We start from the raw sequence: 16,472 nt of genomic DNA, 5'->3' as shown, positions 1-16,472 counted from the left end.
CGCTTTAGAAGCCTTTCCAATCGAAGTCATCAATTCGCTCATCAGCAATATAAAACAGCTTAGTACCACTGCTGACCACTTGATCTAACTCTGGGTTGAGTTCAATACCGCTCCCCGTATCAATGGCGATCAGAGTTGCTTGATACTTCTCTTTAAACACTGAGAAAATAGGCGCGACGGTGACAGACTCAGCGTCTTCAGGGAAATACGTTGAATACTGTGTCATACCTCTTGTTGAGCTCAATAATTCTTGGTGAAGCGCACTGGAACCTGGGTCTACCGCAGCCTTTGCTAGCATCTCAGCACCCACAGCCGGAATACATTCAGAGTTTGGACAATGTTTGTGTAGCAGGTCGCTCAGCGCTTCATCTTTAAAGTAAACAAGAAGGTGCGCTTTAGGGTTTCGGTTGGCACAGTAAAGCGCCGCAGATAACGTAATGTCGTCTTCTGGGTTATCAATCAGGATGCAACTTGCAGACTCAATGCCCGTTTTCTCCATCTCTTTGCCATCGGTGTAGCTGTTTACTTTGACGAAATTGATTTCACCGGGTAACGGGTTCTCGATATCTGAACGCGTACATAGCACGATTGGTCGTTTACCCGTTTCTTCGTGTTGTAGCATGCGGATGAGATGAATGGTTCTTTGCTCATTCCACCCCAACATCAAAATGTGGTTGTCCACTCTAACTCTCCTTTTTCCTAGCAAGCCCGCTCGCCAATATTCAACACCTTCTGTCGCCACTTTACCGAGCAACGCGGCAAAAAGGCTCAACCCGCCTGGAATCACAAATAGAATAACGATCCACTGCCCCGCTACCGTGGTCGGTGATAAATCACCATAACCAACCGTAGAAGCCGTCACCACCAAGTAGTAAGCGAATACGGTAACCGAACTGGTTAAATCTGTTTCACCCGCCAAATACAGCATCGACCACGATAAAGCGATGTAGCCAAGAAAAGTGAACAGTAAGTTTTTGCCATTCAAAACAAAGATGTTTGCTTTGATCCAGCGTTTGAGTTGTAACCAGATTATCATTCGAGCCTCTAATCTTTTCCTCTTACTTACATGCTAGAAAAAATACGCGATATCAACAAGATGTATCATCAGAAAAAGATACATGACCACAAGATTGATATTGGCGGCCTATACGCAGATACAAAAAAACCAGCACTAGTGGCTGGTTTTTTTATTGGTTAGATAAAAGAACGACTTACGCGTTACCTTTTACCTGCACATTTAACTGCTCTGCAAAATCTAGCATGCGGTTCAATGGAATAAGAGACTTCACGCGTAATTCGTCAGAAACGAAGATTTCGTGTTGCTCACCACCATTCTCAAGCGCGTTTTCAATCGCTTCAAGGCCGTTCATTGCCATCCAAGGACAGTGTGCGCAGCTACGACACGTTGCACCAGCACCCGCTGTCGGCGCTTCAATCAGCTCTTTTTCAGGAACCAATTGCTGCATCTTGAAGAAGATGCCTTTGTCTGTCGCAACAATCATCTGTGGATGAGGCAGCTCTTTTGCTTTCTTGATCAGTTGGCTTGTTGAGCCTACAGCATCAGCCAGTTCAACCACGCTTGCTGGTGATTCTGGGTGAACCAAGATAGCCGCTTCTGGGTATACCGATTTCATTTTCTTCAAAGCATCAGCTGAGAACTCATCATGAACGATACACTCACCTTGCCAAAGCAACATGTCAGCGCCAGTTTGATTTGCGATGTAAGAACCTAGGTGACGGTCTGGCCCCCAAATAATGGGTTTGCCTTCAGCGTCTAGGCTTTCAACGATTTCTAAAGCGATGCTCGACGTAACTACCCAGTCTGCACGAGCTTTAACAGCTGCAGAGGTGTTCGCGTATACAACCACAGTGTGGTCAGGGTGAGCATCACAAAATTCTGTAAATTTGTCAGCTGGGCAGCCAAGATCAAGCGAACATTCAGCTTCAAGTGTTGGCATTAAAATGCGTTTTTCAGGAGTAAGAATCTTTGCAGACTCACCCATGAAACGAACACCAGCGATGATCAAAGTGCTTGCTGAGTGACGGTTACCGAACTTAGCCATCTCTAATGAATCGCCAACGAAACCACCAGTTTCTTCTGCCAGAGCCTGAATTTCAGGATCGGTGTAGTAGTGTGCAATTAGAACTGCATCTTTTTCTTGAAGTAGTTTTTTGATGTTTGCGATGTGGGCCTGTTTCTGAGCGTCGCTCAATGGAACTGGCTTAGGCGGAAACGGGTAAACTGTATCGATTTTATCTAGTATATGACTCATTGCTCTTGCTCTACGCAACTTCTTCCGAGAATCCGAGTATTCTACACAGGACAGCGATTGGGATCAAAAAGGATTGGTTGCAAGCGGTGACTAGCTAATGCTTAAAACGCATAAACAAGGCGATGTGTTGTCATCACTAGCAAGAGAAGTAAACACTAAACGGAAGTGAACAGGTATAAAAAAGAGGCGCCTAAGCACCCCTATTTTGGTTATAAGTGGGTTTTGGCCACTTTAGCCGAAGCACTGTTTGGGTGCTCGGTTACGACTTGTTGGTAATATTTCTTAGCTTGCGTCGCGTTGTTGTTGCGCGCTGCTATGTCACCAAGCTTAACCAGTGCATCTGCTCGCTTGTTTGAGTCTTTGTACGACACAACAGCAGCGAAGCTCTTCACGGCTTCTTTATCTTGCTTCTTAGCGAAATAAAGCTGACCTAACCAGTAATGTGAGTTAGGTGTGAAGGTAGAATCTGGGAAGTCTTTTTGAAACTTTTGGAATGCAGCGATAGCACCCGTGTAGTCTCGTTGCTTTAGAATCATATCTACAGCATTTTGATAAGCAGTTTGCTCATCCACATCAGTACTGAACGTACCAGAAGCGTCTTTAGAGCCTTCGCTCGCCGCCACTGCTACCGTTGCTGTTCCTGCTGCTTTCACCTCGCCTCTTACGCGATCCAGTTCAATGAACAGTTCACGCTGACGCTCTAGCATTTGCTTCATATCGTAGCTGTTTCGTTCCAGCTCACCACGAAGTTCACTGATCTCCAGTGCCATGTCGTCGATTTGCTGTTGCATTTGAAGCTGAACGAGATTGCGATTTTGAAGCAGGCGCTCTAAACGCTCAATATCTGATTCGTTAGATGCTGATCGAGAGGAAGATGATGAATTGGTTGCGGTGCTATTGAGATCGGATACTGGAGCTGGTGCAGCGAACGCGGTGTTCGCTGCACTTGCCAGTAACGAAAGCAAAATGACTCGCTTTGTGTTACTGAACATGAGGCAATTCCTCAATTATATAGTCTACTAAAATTAGTAAACTAGTACTGCGCGACGGTTTTTAGCGTACACATCTTCAGATTGACCTAGAAGAAGTGGCTTCTCTTCACCGTAGCTTACGATAGAGATTTGGTCAGCTTGAACACCTAGAGCTTGTAGGTATTTCGCTACAGCTTGTGCACGACGCTCGCCAAGTGCGATGTTGTACTCAGGAGTACCGCGCTCATCAGCGTGACCTTCGATAGTAACGTTCATGTCAACGTTCTTAACTAGGTATGCTGCGTGAGCTGCTAGCATTTCTTCGTAATCGCCAGCGATAGTAGAGTTATCGAATGCGAAGTAGATTGTTTGAGTTTCACGTAGCGCTTGCTCTTTAAGCTCTTGCTCAGACAGTTGACCGTTAGCGTCAATTGGCGTTACAACAGTTGTGTCTACATTGCCTTCTGAACCTGAAGTTGTTTGGTTGCTTTCAGTACCAGATGTTGCAGATGTTGCTTCATCAGTTGAGCTACATGCCGTTACTGCCATCACTGGTAGTGCAATCATCAAGCCTTTAAGAACTTTGTTAAGTTGCATCTTTTTTTCCTTACGTTATCAAACTTAGTTTCTACAGCGACTAAGAGTGCTATAGATAGTTAAATGCCACAATAGTTAACACTATCAATAGCTAAAAGAATATGTAATTTTCCCTAGAGGAACGGTGACCATGCAGGCGCTCTTACGCGTCCGTTAGTTGCCGGTAATCTAGCTTTAAAACGTCCATCGATAGAAACCATCGATAGTACATTTGTTTTGTTGTAAATAGAGCTATAGATAACCATACCTCCATTCGGTGCAATACTTGGAGACTCATCTAACAATGTTTTTGTTAGTACCTGAACCGCACCGGTTTCCAAATCTTGCTTAGCCAAGTTAAAACCTGAGTTGCTGCGATTCACCATGATCATGAATCGACCATCAGGAGTGATCTGGCCACCTAAGTTTTGGCTACCTTGCCAAGTAATACGAGAAGTCGAATTATTGGACAAATTTACATTATAAATCTGTGGTTTACCACCACGATCCGATGTGAAAATAAGAGACTTGCCATCTGGGTGCCAGAATGGTTCAGTATTATTCGAACGGCCGCGGGTAATTTGAGTCAGCTTACGGCTAGCAAGGTCAAGTGTGTACACCTGAAGGCTGCCCGTTTTCGACAATACCAATGCCAATGTTTTACCATCTGGCGAGAATCTTGGCGCACCATTGTGACGAGGGTATGACGTCACTTTCTCACGTTCACCCGTGTAAATATTCATGATGAATATTTCAGCTTGGCCATTCTGGAAGCTCACATAAGCTAGCTTTTTGCCGTCTGGTGACCATGCTGGAGACATGAGAGGCTGCTTAGAACGAAGTACTAAACGCTCGTTAAAGCCATCGTAGTCAGCAACACGAAGTTGATACGGGTACTTGTCTTTATCGTTCACTACCACGTAAGAGATACGAGTTAAGAACGCGCCTTTCTCACCAGTTAGCTCTTCATACACTAGGTCTGAGATACGGTGTGCGTACTCTCTCAAGCGATTACCAGGAACCGTAGCCTTCTTATTGAATAGAACGTGATCTTTAGAAAGCACTAATTGGCCTTCATCACTCAGCGCACGACTTTGTCCTTTGGTCAGTTGACCACGAACAATATCGATCAATTGGTAATTCACCACATACTGCCCTTCGGCATTTTTAGTGATACTACCGGTAAGCAATGAGTCAACACCTAGGTTAGTCCAAGCATCAAAGTTAACCTCAGTTTCGCTGTAAGGCGTTTGAGGCATTTTGCTTGTCGCAACTGGGCTGAATTTACCACTGCGCTGTAAGTCAGAAGCGATAACCGCTGATACATCGTGTGGCAATGGCTCTGAGCCTTCCCAACGGAAAGGTACAATAGCGATAGGTCTTGCAGAGTTAATACCGTCTGTAATAACCAGCTCCAGCGCTGCATGTGCAAACTGGCTGCTTGTAGCTATTAAGAAAACAAAACTCAGTAATAGTTTCTTTAACACAAGTTCGTCCTTTTACTCTGGTGATACAGTTAAGTTAATGTCTTTCAGTGAGTTCACAATGTCTGGGTCTTTAGGCAACGGGTAAGATTGTACTTGTGCCACCGCACGCTTGGTTGCTGTACATAAACGGCTATCGCCATCTAAGATACTCAAACTACCCAATATCGCGTTAGAGCCCGTTGGAATCAGCTTAAGGTTCACTCGACATGAGCGTCCTCGATAGCTGTCTTCTAACAACAGGTTCTGTTGAATCAGTTGGGTATAGATAGCCCCGTAACGTTGCGCTTCATCAGTGATAAATTGTTGTCTTGCTGAAGAGTTTTGAGTCGCTTCCGTTTCAAGCCCAGCAAAGATATCGTTCAATGCGGCTTCTTGTTGTTTACGCTCTTTTTCTGCTTTTGCTGCAGCTTCTTTTGCCTTACGGGCTTTCTCTGCTGCGGCTGCCGCTTCTTTCTCTTTCGCTATGCGTTGCTTTTCCGCGAGTTCAGCGGCTTCTTTCTCTTTACGAGCTTTGTCTGCTGCCTCTTTCGCTGCTTTTTCTTTTGCCACGCGTTCTTGTTCAGCTTTTGCGATTGCCGCTTCTTTGGCTTTACGCTCGTTCTCGGCTTTCACTAACGCAGCTTCTTTTAGCTTACGGTCAGCTTCGGCTTTAGCGGCTTTCTTTTGCTCTTGCTGTAAACGCGCTTCTTCAGCTTTGCGTTGTTTCTCTTTCTCAACTCGACGCTTTTCAGCTTCACGAGTTGCTTTAGCTTCTTTCGCTTGCTGTTCTTTTAGCTTGCGAATATTTTCTTCTTCAGCTTTACGATTCTTTTCAAGTCGTTCGCTTTCACGTCTTAGTTTGTCAAGACGCTCTTGCTCTTTCTTGCTTGCCGCTTCTCTTTGTTGACGAATCTGTTGAGCTTGCTGGCGAACCAACTGAGGATCAATCACCACTGCTTGAACCATCTGCCCTGTAGGCTTTGGCTCTGACATCGTGAAATCCGCCCCCCAAATGAGCGCAACGAATAAAATGACGTGCAGCCCAAGAGAAATAAGAAGCGGTGATCTGAAATTATTGGATTTTTTATTATTCGCTTTCATGAATGCTACGGAGCTATTCCCTTATATCCGTTAAAAGGCCAACCTTTGGCACACCTGCACGGCTTAATTCATCAAGTAATAAAACCACTTCAGCGTATGGCGTTGCGGCATCACCACCAACCGCCACTGGAGAGTTTGGCTTCAGAGACAACTCGGCTTTCACACGGACGATAATATCTTCCATTGATAAGCCACGCTGTACTTCTTCGTCATTAACGCTCAAGCCAAGTTCACCGTCTTTGTTCACTTCAACGATGATGAAACTTGCATTGTCGTCACCCAGTAGGTCTTGTGCCGATTTAGCCGTTGAAGCCTGAGGCAATTCAACGTCAACGCCTTGAGTAACAAACGGCGAAGTCACCATAAAAATGATCAGCAAAACAAGCATAACGTCGATGTAAGGTACAACGTTAATCTCTGCTGTCATTTTGCGTTTTTTAGGTTGGTATCCAGCCATCTATTATTCCCTGCCAGCCATCGCTTGACGGTGAAGAATACTGTGAAACTCTTCAGAGAAAGTCGCGTAGTTGTGTTCTAGCTTGCCTACTCGGCTGCTGAAGCGGTTGTACGCCATTACCGCTGGAATCGCAGCGAATAGACCCATTGCTGTTGCGATCAGTGCTTCTGCAATACCAGGAGCAACCATTGCGAGCGTCGCTTGCTTCACTTCACCTAATGCGATGAATGAGTGCATGATGCCCCAAACCGTACCAAATAGGCCGATGTATGGGCTGATAGAGCCAACAGTCGCCAAGAAAGGTAAGTTAGTTTCTAGTTCATCAATCTCACGAGCAACGGCAACGCGCATCGCACGGCCAGTGCCTTCCATAATGAAGTCAGGTGATGTTGCATTCGATTTACGAAGGCGAGCGAACTCAGTAAAGCCTGCGTAGAAAATTTCTTCAGTACCAGAAAGCTCGTCTTTGCGTTTGTTGCTCTCTTGGTACAGTTTTGCAAGATCAACGCCTGACCAAAATTTGTCTTCAAACACTTCTGTTTGTTTAGAAGCTTGAGATAACACTTTACTTCTTTTTATGATCATCGCCCAAGAAACAACAGACATGCCCATAAGAGTCAGCATGACCATCTTAACTAGTAAACTAGCTTCTAAAATTAGGCCTAAGATTGAGATTTCAGCAGTCACTATTCGTTAGCTCCGTGAGAATAAATGTTGGCATTGCTTTGGGTTTCATTTTTTGATTATCGATACATGCTACCTTAACCATTGCTTTACACAATGCCTTGCCATCAGGATTTACGATCTCTTGACAGAAGACCAAGGTAGCTCGCTTCAACTCGTAAATATTTGTAATGACTTGTAAAGAATCATCAAGACGCGCGCCTTGAATAAAATCAATGTCCATATGTCGGACTACAAAACCGATGTTTTGTTCTAACAATACTTGCTGAGAAACGCCAATTGAGCGCAACATCTCAGTTCGAGCGCGTTCGAAAAACTTAAGATAGTTTGAATGGTATACAACGCCACCCGCATCGGTGTCTTCGTAATACACAGTCACTGGCCACGTAAATAGCTTAGATAATCCCTGCAATTTGCTACCACAATCCAAAACGATAAAGATCTCACTATAACCTAACTCCTTATCATTAATAGTATATCGCTGTGAATTTTTTGATTTGAGAGACGAAAAAAAAGGCCATCTGTATAAGATGACCTCTTTTTGGCTAAAAACCCAACAAGTATAAAGGCTCACGTTGTTATGAACCTAAATCCTTTGCCTTTTATAGAAGGCGCAGCACCGTTAGGTAGAGCAAAATTGTGAGTGAAACATATGGGCTAAACAGTAGCTGCCACATCCAAGCTCTTGGCTTAAATCCGATACCGTAAACCATGCTTGAGCATACTGCCCAAATAAACATTGGTCCGATGATCGCGTTAAAGCCACCGATGCTTGTCGCATACGCTTCAGGATCCCACATCACTAAACCCACATGCATGAAACCCAATACTAGGGCTAAGGCTCTTAACAAAGTCTTATCCATTGGTTGATGCAGCTTAGCAACTTGCTCTGCGAGATTACTCACTGTCTTTGTCCATCATTTCTGAATGCTCTAGCCATAGAGCATTAATGATGCCGAATGCACATGCTAGAAGTACACCCAAAATCCATGCGAAATACCACATAAAATTTCTCCTAAGTTATTTCACTTCTAGCTTAGTAAGCTGAAACGTCGTTATCTTCGATGTGTTTCTTATCTAGACGACCGAACATTTTGTAGTATGTCCAAGTTGTGTAGCCAAGAATCACAGGAACCATTACCGCCGCAACTGCGGTCATAAGACCAAGCGTTAGCTCACTAGCTGTTGAATCCCACATAGTCAAACTATGGCTAGGGTTCAGGCTAGATGGCATTACAAATGGGAACATTGCAAAACCAGCCGTTAAAATAACACCAGCGTTAGATAGACTTGAGAACAAGAATGCGAAACCACCACGCTCAAAGCGAGATGCAATCACAGCAAGCAGTGGCATTGCTACACCAAGGATCGGCGCAGCCCACATTGCTGGATAAGTTTCGAAGTTTGTCATCCAAGCACCCACTTGAAGTGATACTTCTTTGTTTAGTGGGTTTGAGTCAGCAAACGTATCGATAGTGCTCGTAATTACATAGCCTTCGATAGATTGAACCCAGAAACCACCAATAACGAATAGAGCAATAGCAATTAGGCCAGTGATCTGAGCAACGTTACGAGCACGAGCGTGCAGCGCTTCTGTTGTCTTCATTTGAAGCCATGTTGCACCTTGCATCACGAACAACATCAGAGCCAACACACCACAAAGCAATGCAAATGGGTTAAGCAGAGCGAAGAACGTACCATGGTACTTAGACATCATAAATTCGTTCAGTTCAAATGGAACACCTTGTAGTAGGTTACCAAATGCCACACCGAAAATGATTGGTGGTACTGCGCCACTAAAGCAAAGTGCGTAGTCCCAAGTTTTACGCCATTTTGGATCTTCGATCTTTGAACGGTAGTCAAGAGCAAGTGGACGTAACCAAAGTGCAGCTAGCGTTACGTACATTGCGAAGTAAAAACCAGAGAAAGACGTCGCGTAAACCAGTGGCCATGCAGCAAACAATGCACCACCCGCAGTGATAAGCCAAACTTGGTTACCATCCCAGTGAGGGGCAATCGTGTTTAGCATAATACGACGTTCAGTGTCGCTCTTACCGATAACAGGTGACAGAGCGGCAACACCCATATCAAAGCCATCAGTTACGGCGAAACCAACCAGTAGAACACCGATCAATACCCACCAAATAAGTCGTAAGCTTTCGTAATCAAACATAATATTCCCTCACTTATACTTCAACTGAACGGCTAACTTTGTCTTCAACAGAGTTATCGCTTTGTTCGAAGTGGTAACGGCCTGTCTTCAAGCTACTTGGACCTTTACGTGCGAATTTCAGCATTAGGTAAACTTCAGCAATCAAGAACACTGTGTAAAGTGCCAGGATAGCGAATAGAGAAGTCCAAAGCTGTTCAATAGTCAGTGCTGATGCAGCAACGTTAACCGGTAGGATTTCACCAACCGCCCATGGTTGACGACCAAACTCAGCAACGAACCAACCTGCTTCAATCGCAATCCAAGGAAGTGGGATTGAGAATAGCGCAGCTTTAAGTACCCATGGTTTCTGTTCGATTTTCTGACGACACGTTTGAACAAACGCAGCACCGAATACAAACAGCATGATGAAGCCACAAGCAACCATCAGACGGAATGACCAGAATAGAGGCCAAACTGTTGGGATAGAATCATCCGCAGCCATTTGGATTTGGTCTTCAGTTGCATCAACAACGTCGTCTGTGTAGCGCTTAAGAAGCAAGCCGTAACCTAGGTCACCTTTCACTTCGTCGAACGCAGCCATGTTTTCTTCAGACTTATCGCCTGCACGTAGCTTTTCAAGCAGCTCGTACGCGTACATACCAGTACGGATACGATCAACGTGGTCATCACGTAGGTCACGTAGGCCCGTTACTTCAGTATCAAGCGAACGCGTTGCGATGATACCCATTACGTAAGGAATTTTAATTGCGTAGTCAGTATTCATTGTCTCTTGGTTCGGAATACCAAAAACAGTAAATGCTGCTGGTGCTTCTTCAGTGTGCCATTCCGCTTCTACAGCAGCGAGCTTCACTTTTTGAACTTCACCAAGCTCGTAACCAGATTCATCACCTAGTACGATTACTGACAAGATCGCCGCCATACCGAAAGACGCTGCAATCGCGAAAGAGCGACGAGCAAAGGCAAGGTCACGACCTTTAAGAATGTAGTATGAGCTGATACCAAGGATGAACATTGCACCCGTTGTGTAACCAGAAGCTACTGTGTGTACGAATTTAACTTGTGCTACTGGGTTTAGTACAACTTCAGCGAAGCTCACCATTTCCATACGCATAGTTTCAAAGTTAAATTCCGCACCCACTGGGTTTTGCATCCAGCCGTTTGCTACCAAGATCCAAAGCGCAGAGAAGTTAGAGCCAAGTGCTACTAACCAAGTTACCGCTAAGTGCTGACGCTTTGACAGTCTGTCCCAACCGAAGAAGAATAGGCCAACAAAAGTAGACTCTAGGAAGAATGCAACAAGCGCTTCGATAGCTAGCGGAGCACCAAAAATGTCGCCAACATAGTGAGAATAGTAAGACCAGTTAGTACCAAACTGGAACTCCATGGTTAAGCCTGTCGCTACACCAAGAGCAAAGTTAATACCAAACAATTTACCCCAGAACTTGGTCATGTCCTTGTAAATTTGCTTGCCAGTCATTACATAAACTGACTCCATAATGGCAAGTAGAAATGCCATACCTAAAGTCAGTGGAACAAATAGGAAGTGATACATCGCTGTAAATGCAAACTGCAATCGCGACAGATCAACAACATCAATCATGGTAACTCCTTTGTGTCGGCTGAATGACACTTGTGTGATTATTCACCGCAAAAATCCATGTTAAAACAATTTATGTAATTGTTATTACAAATTGAAATTTGTAGCAAAAACGTACCGTTATAGTTAGATTATTGTTAAGCATGAGCTAATATAGCTGGCGCTAATATTACTGGTAAAATCAGTATGTTTCAAAAGGTTTATGGGAGAACCCTGCGTTGATTTGTATCAAATTTATTCGAGCAAATTAGAGTTATTTTTGTACAATTATGATTAAAATCACACCAATTATGCTTGTCTTAATAACAGCGCATGATATTTGTGACAAATGCTCAGCACCGCCTCAACATCCGAATTACAACTACCTATAAAGTATTAACAAAAAATATGACAACTTATTTCATTTCCTGTTATCTAAATCAAACCTGAAATCAAAGTTTCCATTTTTGAAGCTCCCTTTTCGATCTTTTTATCGACTCGCTCAAAGAGTTGTTATTCAGTAAAAAGCAAAAAAAACCAGCGCTTATGCAACTGGGATCTTTAAAAATGAATAATTTAACGATTGGAGGGTTTATCTATTCCAAAGTGTAAATACGCTCTGTCGGTCGCGATTCGACCTCTTGGCGTCCTTTGTAGGTAACCTTGTTGAATCAAGTAAGGTTCTAACACATCTTCAATAGTGTCTCTCTCTTCACCAATCGCGGCAGCCATGTTGTCGATACCTACCGGACCACCACCAAACTTCTCCATAATCGCCAGCAGAAGCTTTCTATCCATGTAGTCGAAACCTTTAGCATCGACATCCAACATGTTTAGCGCTTTGTCAGCAACCTCCGGACAAATATGCCCGTCGCCTTTTACTTCCGCATAATCACGAACACGGCGCAGTAGACGGTTAGCAATACGTGGCGTACCACGAGCTCGGCGAGCAACTTCTAGCGCCCCTTCGGACTCCATAGAAAGACCAAGGCAATCTGCACTGCGCTGAACGATGTTTTGTAGATCTTCAACCTTGTAGTACTCAAGACGCTGAGTAATACCAAAACGGTCACGTAACGGCGATGTCAGTGAGCCAGCACGAGTGGTTGCGCCAATCAAAGTAAAAGGAGGAAGGTCAATCTTGATAGAGCGTGCCGCTGGGCCTTCACCAATCATGATATCTAATTGGTAGTCTTCCATTGCAGGGTACAACACCTCTTCAACCACAGGGCTTAAACGGTGAATCTCATCAATGAACAGGACATCATTTTCTTCGAGATTGGTCAGTAACGCCGCTAGGTCGCCTGCTTTTTCTAGAACAGGGCCTGAAGTCGTACGAATGTTGACATCCATCTCATTGGCAACAATGTTCGCCAACGTGGTTTTACCCAAGCCTGGAGGGCCAAATATCAACAGATGGTCGAGCGCCTCGTTACGCAGTTGTGCCGCTTTGATGAAAATCTCCATCTGGCCACGAACGTGATCCTGACCTTGATAGTCAGCCAGTGCTTTAGGGCGTATTGCACGATCAATGACATCTTCATCTTTGAATACTGGGTTATCCGGTGCAATAAGGCGATCGGCTTCAATCATAAATTCTGCTATTCCTAACTATGCTCTTGTTGACTCTGCGCTTCTTGACTCTGTGTAAAGGCAAAGTGAATGAGTCTATTTTGTCGAACAAGTATATTGGGTATTAAACCATCGATTTCAGAGCTTCGCGAATCAACTGTTCGCTGGTCATGCCATCTTTAGCCACTTGAGAAACCACCTTGGAAGCTTGAGTCGGCTTGTAGCCTAATGCAAGTAGCGCACTTACCGCTTCTTCTTCCGCGTCGTGAACGGTTGGCATAGAATCAATCGGAGCTGCATCTGTCGCTGGAGTAAACAAGTCACCCGCGCCCCACCCTTTCAGGCGGTCTTTCATTTCAACAACCAGACGTTCAGCGGTTTTCTTACCCACACCCGGAAGTTTAACCAGCGTCGAGATGTCTTCACGTTCAACACTTTGAACAAACTGGCTAGCCGTCATGCCTGAAAGAATGCCAAGGCCTAGCTTAGGGCCCACACCGTTCGCTTTGATCACTTCACGGAACAGCGCACGCTCTTTAACCGTGTTAAAACCATAAAGTAGCTGCGCATCTTCACGTACAACAAAGTGCGTGTAGATGATTGCCTCTTCGCCCACGTTTGGTAATTCGTAAAAACAGCTCATTGGCATTTGAACTTCATAGCCAACGCCACTCACTTCGATTAGTAATTCTGGTGGCTGTTTTTCTATTAATGTACCGCGTAGACGTCCGATCACAATTCACTCTCTTGATGGAATATAATTTGAGGGACAGAATATAAAAGAACTGGATGCTTATCCAGTTCTTTGTGTTTATTAAGATGATTTATTTAAGCTTGCTTAGCTTAAGAAACCGAATGATTCTGTCTTCAGAAACGCCATAGCCTATGGTTATCGGTAACGCCCTTTTCTTGCTCCTGTTGCTTTACCCGCAAGCGCTATCAAAGTTTTATTGGTGTTGGCGTGAGTGATCGCTACGCCTAGAGCATCGGCAGCATCGGCCTGTGGTTTAGCGGGTAACTTAAGCATGCTCATCACCATGTTCTGAACCATAGACTTGTCCGCACCACCATTACCCGTCACCGCTTGCTTAATTAAACGAGCCGCGTATTCATGAACAGGCAAATCCGCATTTACAGCCGCTACGATCGCGCTGCCCCTAGCTTGCCCAAGCTTAAGCGCTGAGTCTGCATTCTTAGCCATGAAGACCTGCTCTATCGCAAACACATCCGGTTGGAACTGAGTAATAATTTCGCTCACACCGGCGTAGATTTGTTTGAGTCGGCCCGGCAGGTCTTTTTCAGAGGTGCGAATACAACCGCTACCTAAGTAATATAGATGGCGACCATTTTGACGAATCACGCCATAGCCGGTAATACGCGAGCCAGGGTCAATTCCTAAGATAATAGACATAACTTCAATACTGATTATTTATACATGCTTTATGAGCTTAGTATATCGAACGCAAAAAAAAATGCCCGTCAAATTAACGGGCATTCTCTAATTTACTGGCAAGTCTTGGCTAATTAATTGAGAGCTCTCTATCAACTAGGATCTCTTCATCAACAAGAAAAGATAACAGGCTTACGCTTGCTCTTTTTTCTCTGCCAATTTAACTGCGATTGCTAGCTCTTCCAGTGATGCTGGGTTCGCTAGGCTTGGCGCGTCTGTCAGTAGACATGCTGCAGCTGTTGTTTTCGGAAATGCGATAACGTCACGGATGTTCTCAGTACCACAAAGCAGCATTGCTAGACGGTCAAGACCGAATGCTAGACCAGCGTGCGGTGGCGTGCCGTACTTAAGCGCTTCAAGTAGGAAGCCGAACTTCTCTTGTTGCTCTTGTGCTTCGATACCTAGGATACCAAATACCGCTGTTTGCATTTCTGCGTTGTGGATACGTACAGAACCGCCGCCTACTTCGTAGCCGTTGATTACCATGTCGTATGCATCAGAATTTGCTGCTGCTGGGTTCGCTTTTAGCTCTTCCGCGTTCACACCTAGTGGTGATGTGAATGGGTGGTGCATTGCGTGTAGGTTACCTTCGCCGTCTTCTTCGAACATTGGGAAGTCAACAACCCACAGTGGAGCCCATGCAGATGTGTCTGTTAGCTCTAGATCCGTACCTAGTTTAAGACGAAGTGCGCCCATTGCTTCAGCAACGATGCCCGCTTTGTCTGCGCCGAACAGAATGATATCGCCAGATTCAGCTTGAGTACGATCTAGAATACCGTTGATTACGTCTTCGCTTAGGAATTTAGCAACTGGAGATTGAATACCTTCCATGCCTGCAGCACGGTCGTTAACCTTCATCCAAGCTAGGCCTTTCGCGCCGTAGATGTTTACGTGTTCAGCGTAGCCGTCGATTTGCTTACGAGTTAGCTTAGCACCACCTGGAACACGGATAACTGCTACGCGACCTTTTTCGTCGTTAGCTGGGCCAGAGAATACCTTGAATTCAACATCTTTAACCAAGTCAGCAATGTCCACTAGCTCTAGTGGGTTACGTAGATCTGGCTTATCAGAACCGAAACGACGAATCGCTTCAGAGAAAGGCATTACTGGGAATTGACCTAGTTCAACATCTAGAAGTTCTTTCCACATATCGTGAACAAGCTTCTCAGTCACGTTACGTACTTCTTGAGAAGTCATGAAAGATGTTTCGATATCGATTTGAGTAAATTCAGGCTGACGGTCAGCACGTAAATCTTCATCACGGAAACATTTAACGATTTGGTAGTAACGGTCAAAACCAGACATCATCAGCAGTTGCTTGAAAAGCTGAGGAGATTGAGGAAGTGCGTAGAAGCTACCTTTGTGAACACGGCTTGGTACTAGGTAGTCACGAGCACCTTCTGGTGTCGCTTTCGTTAGTACTGGCGTTTCGATGTCTAGGAATAAGTTCTCATCTAGGAAACGACGAACGAAGCTAGAAGCACGTGCACGAAGCTTAATACGGTCGCTCATTTCTGGACGACGAAGATCGATGTAACGGTACTTAAGACGCTGCTCTTCAGAGTTCGTTTGGTTGAAGTCTAGTGGAAGCGCTTCTGAACGGTTAATGATCTCTAGACCCGTCGCGTAAAGTTCTACTTCACCAGTAGTCATGTCTTTATTTACTTGGCTGTCCGGACGAACTCGTACTTCACCAGTAAACTTGATACAGAATTCATTACGCAGTTGGTTAGCGATCGGGAAGATATCTTTCATATCTGGATCGACAACAACCTGAACGATGCCTTCACGATCACGCATATCAATAAAGATAAGACCGCCTAAATCACGGCGACGGTTTACCCAGCCGCACAATTCTACAGTTTGTCCCGCCAGGGACTTGTTCAGGTTACCACAGTAATGGGTACGCATAATGAATTTCCCAATCTCTTAATTATTTACTAATTTCCAAGCTGTCAGTGGTCATTCCACACAACAGAGCAAAGGAACATTTATACGCGGAAACTCGCTTAAAATCGACCTTCCACATTCGAATTTATTGTGTTTTATCTGGCTTTGCTGCTTTTTAGCCCATCAAGTGCGCAAAGATTCATCAAAACCGAAAAAATTGCGATAATTATATCTCGAAAGTACCTTAATCAGCAAAACTCTCGTAAAGTAGATTTTCGTTTCA

The 16,472-nt window shown here is 44.6% G+C and carries 17 protein-coding genes; all 17 read right to left on the bottom strand.

Annotated elements, in window-relative coordinates; genetic code table 11:
• Positions 1-4: 4 nt before the first annotated feature.
• The 17 genes from AB6E30_RS07545 to aspS all read right to left on the bottom strand — a co-directional run bounded on the left by AB6E30_RS07545 (position 5) and on the right by aspS (position 16,210).
• Positions 5-1,036 carry a potassium channel family protein gene (locus AB6E30_RS07545; protein ID WP_017063519.1) on the bottom strand — a complete coding sequence of 344 codons (1,032 nt, stop codon included), beginning with the start codon at positions 1,034-1,036 and terminating at the stop codon, positions 5-7.
• A 175-nt stretch (positions 1,037-1,211) separates the two neighbouring features.
• The gene (gene nadA / locus AB6E30_RS07540) at positions 1,212-2,273 is read right to left on the bottom strand and encodes a quinolinate synthase NadA (RefSeq protein WP_017062067.1); all 1,062 of its coding nucleotides are present in this window, start codon (positions 2,271-2,273) and stop codon (positions 1,212-1,214) included.
• A 209-nt stretch (positions 2,274-2,482) separates the two neighbouring features.
• The gene (gene ybgF, locus AB6E30_RS07535) at positions 2,483-3,265 is read right to left on the bottom strand and encodes a tol-pal system protein YbgF (RefSeq protein ID WP_017072257.1); all 783 of its coding nucleotides are present in this window, start codon (positions 3,263-3,265) and stop codon (positions 2,483-2,485) included.
• Positions 3,266-3,298: 33 nt separating this feature from the next.
• Complete coding sequence (pal, locus tag AB6E30_RS07530; protein ID WP_017062069.1) at positions 3,299-3,841, bottom strand: peptidoglycan-associated lipoprotein Pal; 543 nt, start codon at positions 3,839-3,841, stop codon at positions 3,299-3,301.
• 113 nt (positions 3,842-3,954) lie between these two features.
• The gene (gene tolB, locus AB6E30_RS07525; protein ID WP_017062070.1) at positions 3,955-5,307 is read right to left on the bottom strand and encodes a Tol-Pal system beta propeller repeat protein TolB; all 1,353 of its coding nucleotides are present in this window, start codon (positions 5,305-5,307) and stop codon (positions 3,955-3,957) included.
• Positions 5,308-5,319: 12 nt separating this feature from the next.
• Positions 5,320-6,387: a cell envelope integrity protein TolA gene (gene tolA, locus AB6E30_RS07520; protein WP_372103141.1), complete on the bottom strand. Its 1,068-nt coding sequence runs from the start codon at positions 6,385-6,387 to the stop codon at positions 5,320-5,322.
• 13 nt (positions 6,388-6,400) lie between these two features.
• Positions 6,401-6,844, bottom strand: coding sequence for a protein TolR (gene tolR / locus AB6E30_RS07515; RefSeq protein WP_017062072.1), 444 nt, complete (start codon positions 6,842-6,844; stop codon positions 6,401-6,403).
• Positions 6,845-6,847: 3 nt separating this feature from the next.
• The gene (gene tolQ / locus AB6E30_RS07510) at positions 6,848-7,531 is read right to left on the bottom strand and encodes a protein TolQ (protein WP_017063515.1); all 684 of its coding nucleotides are present in this window, start codon (positions 7,529-7,531) and stop codon (positions 6,848-6,850) included.
• A complete protein-coding gene (gene ybgC / locus AB6E30_RS07505; protein WP_017062074.1) occupies positions 7,521-7,958 on the bottom strand; it encodes a tol-pal system-associated acyl-CoA thioesterase in 438 nt (145 codons plus the stop codon). The genes tolQ and ybgC overlap by 11 nt, the downstream gene beginning before the upstream one ends.
• 172 nt (positions 7,959-8,130) lie before the next feature.
• A complete protein-coding gene (gene ybgE / locus AB6E30_RS07500; protein ID WP_372103138.1) occupies positions 8,131-8,433 on the bottom strand; it encodes a cyd operon protein YbgE in 303 nt (100 codons plus the stop codon).
• Positions 8,426-8,533: a cytochrome bd-I oxidase subunit CydX gene (cydX, locus tag AB6E30_RS07495; RefSeq protein ID WP_000270284.1), complete on the bottom strand. Its 108-nt coding sequence runs from the start codon at positions 8,531-8,533 to the stop codon at positions 8,426-8,428. The genes ybgE and cydX overlap by 8 nt, the downstream gene beginning before the upstream one ends.
• A gap of 31 nt (positions 8,534-8,564) precedes the next feature.
• The gene (cydB, locus tag AB6E30_RS07490; RefSeq protein WP_372103136.1) at positions 8,565-9,701 is read right to left on the bottom strand and encodes a cytochrome d ubiquinol oxidase subunit II; all 1,137 of its coding nucleotides are present in this window, start codon (positions 9,699-9,701) and stop codon (positions 8,565-8,567) included.
• A gap of 13 nt (positions 9,702-9,714) precedes the next feature.
• Positions 9,715-11,301, bottom strand: a complete 1,587-nt coding sequence (gene cydA / locus AB6E30_RS07485; RefSeq protein ID WP_372103133.1) for a cytochrome ubiquinol oxidase subunit I — start codon at positions 11,299-11,301, stop codon at positions 9,715-9,717.
• 552 nt (positions 11,302-11,853) lie between these two features.
• On the bottom strand, positions 11,854-12,870 hold the full coding sequence (ruvB, locus tag AB6E30_RS07480) for a Holliday junction branch migration DNA helicase RuvB (protein ID WP_017062078.1): 1,017 nt from the start codon (positions 12,868-12,870) through the stop codon (positions 11,854-11,856).
• Between the two features lie 103 nt (positions 12,871-12,973).
• A complete protein-coding gene (gene ruvA, locus AB6E30_RS07475; protein ID WP_017062079.1) occupies positions 12,974-13,585 on the bottom strand; it encodes a Holliday junction branch migration protein RuvA in 612 nt (203 codons plus the stop codon).
• Positions 13,586-13,738: 153 nt separating this feature from the next.
• Complete coding sequence (ruvC, locus tag AB6E30_RS07470; protein WP_372103130.1) at positions 13,739-14,260, bottom strand: crossover junction endodeoxyribonuclease RuvC; 522 nt, start codon at positions 14,258-14,260, stop codon at positions 13,739-13,741.
• Between the two features lie 171 nt (positions 14,261-14,431).
• The gene (gene aspS / locus AB6E30_RS07465) at positions 14,432-16,210 is read right to left on the bottom strand and encodes an aspartate--tRNA ligase (protein WP_372103128.1); all 1,779 of its coding nucleotides are present in this window, start codon (positions 16,208-16,210) and stop codon (positions 14,432-14,434) included.
• Positions 16,211-16,472: the final 262 nt, after the last annotated feature.

This window comes from Vibrio sp. 10N.247.311.12, assembly GCF_041467515.1.
In the GTDB taxonomy this organism is placed as follows: domain Bacteria; phylum Pseudomonadota; class Gammaproteobacteria; order Enterobacterales; family Vibrionaceae; genus Vibrio; species Vibrio crassostreae_C.
This window is presented reverse-complemented; position numbering and strand designations above follow the sequence as displayed.

Bases quoted from the DNA above. Each gene is read 5' to 3' on its own strand.
- cydA (WP_372103133.1), bottom strand. From the start codon at position 11,301: ATGATTGATGTTGTTGATCTGTCGCGATTGCAGTTTGCATTTACAGCG.
- ruvB (WP_017062078.1), bottom strand. From the start codon at position 12,870: ATGATTGAAGCCGATCGCCTTATTGCACCGGATAACCCAGTATTCAAA.
- ruvC (WP_372103130.1), bottom strand. From the start codon at position 14,260: ATGTCTATTATCTTAGGAATTGACCCTGGCTCGCGTATTACCGGCTAT.
- tolA (WP_372103141.1), bottom strand. From the start codon at position 6,387: ATGAAAGCGAATAATAAAAAATCCAATAATTTCAGATCACCGCTTCTT.
- tolR (WP_017062072.1), bottom strand. From the start codon at position 6,844: ATGGCTGGATACCAACCTAAAAAACGCAAAATGACAGCAGAGATTAAC.
- AB6E30_RS07545 (WP_017063519.1), bottom strand. From the start codon at position 1,036: ATGATAATCTGGTTACAACTCAAACGCTGGATCAAAGCAAACATCTTT.
- cydX (WP_000270284.1), bottom strand. From the start codon at position 8,533: ATGTGGTATTTCGCATGGATTTTGGGTGTACTTCTAGCATGTGCATTC.
- nadA (WP_017062067.1), bottom strand. From the start codon at position 2,273: ATGAGTCATATACTAGATAAAATCGATACAGTTTACCCGTTTCCGCCT.
- aspS (WP_372103128.1), bottom strand. From the start codon at position 16,210: ATGCGTACCCATTACTGTGGTAACCTGAACAAGTCCCTGGCGGGACAA.
- cydB (WP_372103136.1), bottom strand. From the start codon at position 9,701: ATGTTTGATTACGAAAGCTTACGACTTATTTGGTGGGTATTGATCGGT.
- ybgF (WP_017072257.1), bottom strand. From the start codon at position 3,265: ATGTTCAGTAACACAAAGCGAGTCATTTTGCTTTCGTTACTGGCAAGT.
- pal (WP_017062069.1), bottom strand. From the start codon at position 3,841: ATGCAACTTAACAAAGTTCTTAAAGGCTTGATGATTGCACTACCAGTG.